Here is a 4748-nt window from a genome sequence, read left to right on the forward strand (position 1 = left end):
TAAGTTGTACCTATGTAAATTAGAATACAAAAAAGCAAAGTATGGTGGTCATTATTTTTATTATCTCGACGGACCTAGATACATTACTTTAGGGAGGCTGTTCATAATTTTATTCGCTCCTTTAATCGTACCGCTAACATATATAATAGTGTTATGGGTTAAAGATGGTTTTAAGGAGAAATAATATTTCCTTTTCGGTAGCAAAAGGGCAGTGAGTTTTGGTATGGCTATAATTTGCAAACATGCACATAACAATCGCATTCACAAGGATATTTTGCTCTGCTGCGCGCCGCAAAATCCCTGTGATGCGGGGCGTTAGCCATATTTATTGTTCCTATGGACGTGAGACTAGCAAGATACGAAAATTTTCATCGAGGGACACGTAGGTTAATTCGATTCAAACACTTTTTAGCGCTCTACGGGGTCGGAATATATTTTTGGATTGACTACCTATGGGGAATATTGCTTGATTATCTAAAATACACAGATGAAAAATTCGATAATTGGCTAATTAGACTTATTTTCGAAAGGCCTCCAAAGGTTTATCCGATTGTGTACGCACTTGACCTGTTATCTATGGCAGTTTTCATTGCATATATGTCCTATGTAATTTATTGGATTTATACGGACACATATATCAAATTGGCAAAAGGTGAAGAAGTGCGCCCATTCAAGCACCAAATGTTCGTGGCAATAGGGCTGAACGGCTTAGTTTATTTGGCACTTAGGATACCTACAGATGCATATCGAATATATGGCTAACAAGCAACTCCTGCTGACTCCGGCGCTGTCGCGCCTCCGCAGCAGAGTTGGGCGTTAGGTTACAAAAAAGGAGAAAACGTAATGGCATTAATAAATTGTCCCGAATGCAATAACCAAGTATCCAACACTGCTGCAACATGCCCTCACTGTGGTGCACCTGTTGCGGAGGCGGCAGGAAGTAAAGCTGCTGGAGCACCGCTTACAACCGTTCAGGAAACGAGCAAGCGATTAAAAGTCCATATCATTATTGCTTCAATTTTATTTTGGGTCGGCGTTATCTGGTTGTTTGTCGGCATCAATGCCGCGAAACAAGGCGGTGAACAATCCGCTATACCAAGTATATTATTATTTGTTGGACTGGTTTGGTATGTGGTTACTAGGTTTAGAATATGGTGGCATCACAAGTAACCTAACAAGGCAAATTAACGCGGACCGCAAAAACCGCTACGCGTTTTTTGCGACCGGTTATTTGCGGCGTTAGTCTCTAAATAACTTGGTGTCGTATGAAAAAAGCTTTTCTCGAAACAAACGCAATATGTCGCTTTTACGATGCAAACATTAGTGGAATCGAAGTGCGCGCTATTCTTGAGAGCTATGGTTACCAGCCTGTAATTGGATTGCACGTTATTTATGAGTTGTCTCGAACTTTTTTGTCAGGAAATAGTGACGAAAAAGCGAAGATTATGTTCGGAATATTAAAAGATGTTAATCCAATAATATCTGAAACTCCTGCAGCCTTAATTATGGCGGAATGTAACAATTATTTTTCCAATTTTAAATTTAATAGTTTTTTGTATGGTGCACGGGAAGCCGAGACTCGTGCAGAGATATTAAAGCTTTCTGAAGGTGATTTTGATGAAAATGCTAGACGTTTTGTTATTTCAAGAGATATAAGTTTTAAAGTTGATAATGCAGAAATTGGAAAACGAAATGTAGAGATATTTTTAACCGATCCACCACAAAAAAGATTACGTTCTTTCGATGATACTTTAGATTTCTATACTCCTATGATACCGGTATTAATTGAACATTTACTACCAATTAATAATAGCGAAGCATCTGAATTGGCAGTCCGGATTGATAAATATCCAATGCTTAAATCGATAGTAATGGCAAATATTTATATGATTTTTATAGCAATTGCACACAAAGTAACTCCTGCGCCTGATAAGACAGATGATCACCGTCATGTAATCGAGGCATCTTATTGTGATGCGTTTATTACCGAAGAAAATCAATTGCTGTCAAACATTAATTATATAAATTCAAACCTAAATCCCATAAAGTGGTCAGAAATTGGTGATGTTTCTGGATTGGAAAATGTTGGTATTTAATGACAAAAAAGCCTAACAAAAAAATTAACATGGACAGTCAAAAGAGTCGATATTTTTGCAAAACCCGCAAAAATTCCGCCACTTTCGCCCGCCAGTTATTTAGGCGTTAGGCTCACAAACATCAGCTATTATCAGTAGCTGCAACTTCCCAAGGAGGTCAAATGTCTAGACAAATCGTGTTCACTTCAAAGGCGGCTAAACCACCAGCGGTATTAAGCCAGGCAGTCAAGGCTGCTGGGTTGGTGTTCGTATCAGGTACTGGGCCGCATGATCCTGCGACCGGTATAATCAAAGGCACTACGATTCAAGAGCAAACTCGACAATGCCTTGAAAATATAGTCGCTATTCTTGAAGAAGCTAGTAGCTCACTTGATAAAATTGTCAGTGCTACTTTTGTACTTGCTGATGAGGACGATTTCGCGGGCATGAATGAAGAATGGCTAAAGTGGTTTCCCGACAACCCACCAGCTCGGCAAGGCGCTAAATTTCCAGTAAAGATTCCAGGACATAAGGTCTCAATTGCAGTAATCGCTGAGGTCTAATTGAGCTCCACACCTAACCAGTGAATGAAATGGATTCGTGAACCTGTCTCGCTTTTTGTTTACACAAAAACCAAGCCAGAATCACTCACCACTTTTGCAGGGCGTTATACCCAATAAAATGAATTATCAGTTAGTTATACAGTTTCCACTTACAAATGCATCTGCAGATGATTTTGATCGATTTCTCATGATCGAAAATGAGCTTGAACTAACCTTAAGAAATACACATCAAGTTGATGGTCATCATATAGGAGCAGGAGAAATGAATATATTTATTAATACAAATGATCCTAATGAAGCTTTTGAACTTGCCAAAAACACATTATCTGAAAAAGACTTAGAAGTAATATCGGTAGCTTTTAGAGATATGGAGGGTGAGGTATATTCTGTAATATGGCCTGAGAATTACGATGGTGAATTTAGAATCAAATAGGTATAACAAATCACTTAAGTCGCATGGGCATTCGCCCATGCTGGGACCTCGCCGACGCTCGGCCCCTTAGTTCAGACGTTAGGCATCCCAAGAAAGAACGATGAAGAACATAAGTTACATTCTGAGCTGTAATTATTTATTCAATATTACTCGCGATATCTTACGGTTACTGATATGACAAACAACGAGCACAGACCCCCAGTATGGGTTGGTCACATTGAATTGGAAACAAATAAATTCGAACAGTCTGAAGAGTTTATGCGGCTAATTGGGATGAGGTCGATTTTTAAAGATGATGGTATCGCTGTACTTGAACTTCGAGGTGGAACCCATCTAGTTCTCATAGCAAAAGATAAACCAACTCCAGGAATTGCACCCTTTGATCTAATGGTTGATGATCTTGATGCAATACACCGAAAGTTTTCTGATTTAGGATTGACTCCTTCTCCTATTAATGAGGGCAAAATTCATAGTTCATTTGAAATTGAAGAGCCTGGGGGAAATACAATTACATTCAACTCCAGTCATGTTGGCGAGTTCCCGGTTTAATGGTTAACTTAAATTCTAAATTTCCACAAATGCCTAACCATCAATTTAAGGCGGACTCCGCTACGCTGCGCCGCTTAATTGGGCGTTAGGTTCCACACAAACACCCATCTATGCAGTTGTTTTTGGTTAATTGTAATGTGATAATCAATTTCACTAATATCGAAGGCAACATTAAGGAAACTAATAAATGAGTAACATTAGAGTAGCAATCATTGGTATCGGAAATTGTGCAAGCTCCCTGATTCAGGGAATTTATTACTATCGCAGCAAAACTTCGGATGAGGCTATCGGCATCATGCACTGGGACATTGGCGGTTATAAGCCTTTTGATATTGAAGTGGTTGCTGCATTTGATATAGACAAACGTAAAATTGGGCTGGATGTTAATAAAGCCATTTTTTCCAAACCCAACTGTACCACTGTATTCTGTGCGGATATTCCACAATCTGAGATAAAAGTACAGATGGGTAAAATTCTGGATGGTTTCTCGGATCATATGAAAAACTATCCTGACGACAACACCTTCCTGCTTGCAGATGAACAAGAACTCACAGCCGAAGAAATTGTTAAGGTATTAAAGGATTCAGGTACGGATGTACTGATGAATTATCTTCCCGTAGGTTCGGAAGATGCGACTCGATTCTATGCTGAATGTGCACTGGACGCCGGGGTTGCCTTTGTCAACAATATCCCCGTATTCATTGCCAGCGATCCTGAATGGGCAAAGCGTTTTGCAGACAAAAATCTCCCCATTATTGGTGATGATATTAAAGCGCAATTGGGGGCAACCATTACCCATCGCACATTGACTGACTTGTTTAAAAAACGAGGGGTCACGCTGGATCGGATTTATCACTAAAGTTTTGCAAAATGCAATATTTGTGGTTAAATAGTGCCGATGGCTGTGAAAAATCGACAGTTGTATGAATGAACTTTTTGGGGTCCATGCCACGTTGTGGCACGCAGCAGACCGCTGCAAGAAAATGTCACAAATTGCGCATTAGGAGCCCCAGAGGCGTTATCCGTACAATTCGCCGTAATCCGGCATGACCGTGCCACTTGGAGCAATCACCACCCCTTTACGCCGAAGGGTCTGAACCGGCGACTGCGAAACCGCAAAATATTGCG

General features: G+C 40.0%; 6 protein-coding genes and 1 pseudogene. All 7 read left to right on the top strand.

What is annotated here, in order from left to right; genetic code table 11:
• Positions 1 to 462 precede the first annotated feature (462 nt).
• The gene (locus tag IIC38_20025) at positions 463 to 762 is read left to right on the top strand and encodes a hypothetical protein (protein MCH8128210.1); all 300 of its coding nucleotides are present in this window, start codon (positions 463 to 465) and stop codon (positions 760 to 762) included.
• A gap of 81 nt (positions 763 to 843) precedes the next feature.
• On the top strand, positions 844 to 1170 hold the full coding sequence (locus IIC38_20030) for a zinc ribbon domain-containing protein (GenBank protein ID MCH8128211.1): 327 nt from the start codon (positions 844 to 846) through the stop codon (positions 1168 to 1170).
• 95 nt (positions 1171 to 1265) lie between these two features.
• Positions 1266 to 2096: a hypothetical protein gene (locus tag IIC38_20035; protein MCH8128212.1), complete on the top strand. Its 831-nt coding sequence runs from the start codon at positions 1266 to 1268 to the stop codon at positions 2094 to 2096.
• A 161-nt stretch (positions 2097 to 2257) separates the two neighbouring features.
• Positions 2258 to 2638: a RidA family protein gene (locus IIC38_20040; protein MCH8128213.1), complete on the top strand. Its 381-nt coding sequence runs from the start codon at positions 2258 to 2260 to the stop codon at positions 2636 to 2638.
• Between the two features lie 118 nt (positions 2639 to 2756).
• Complete coding sequence (locus IIC38_20045) at positions 2757 to 3071, top strand: ABC transporter (GenBank protein MCH8128214.1); 315 nt, start codon at positions 2757 to 2759, stop codon at positions 3069 to 3071.
• 174 nt (positions 3072 to 3245) lie between these two features.
• Positions 3246 to 3620: a glyoxalase/bleomycin resistance/dioxygenase family protein gene (locus IIC38_20050; protein MCH8128215.1), complete on the top strand. Its 375-nt coding sequence runs from the start codon at positions 3246 to 3248 to the stop codon at positions 3618 to 3620.
• A gap of 187 nt (positions 3621 to 3807) precedes the next feature.
• Positions 3808 to 4467, top strand: a pseudogene (locus tag IIC38_20055) (inositol-3-phosphate synthase).
• Positions 4468 to 4748 lie beyond the last annotated feature (281 nt).

This window comes from candidate division KSB1 bacterium, assembly GCA_022566355.1.
Classification (GTDB): Bacteria; Zhuqueibacterota; JdFR-76; order JdFR-76; family DREG01; genus JADFJB01.

Excerpts from the sequence above, each read along its gene's own strand:
- IIC38_20030 (MCH8128211.1), top strand. The coding sequence starts at position 844 with ATGGCATTAATAAATTGTCCCGAATGCAATAACCAAGTATCCAACACT.
- IIC38_20035 (MCH8128212.1), top strand. The coding sequence starts at position 1,266 with ATGAAAAAAGCTTTTCTCGAAACAAACGCAATATGTCGCTTTTACGAT.
- IIC38_20040 (MCH8128213.1), top strand. The coding sequence starts at position 2,258 with ATGTCTAGACAAATCGTGTTCACTTCAAAGGCGGCTAAACCACCAGCG.
- IIC38_20045 (MCH8128214.1), top strand. The coding sequence starts at position 2,757 with ATGAATTATCAGTTAGTTATACAGTTTCCACTTACAAATGCATCTGCA.
- IIC38_20050 (MCH8128215.1), top strand. The coding sequence starts at position 3,246 with ATGACAAACAACGAGCACAGACCCCCAGTATGGGTTGGTCACATTGAA.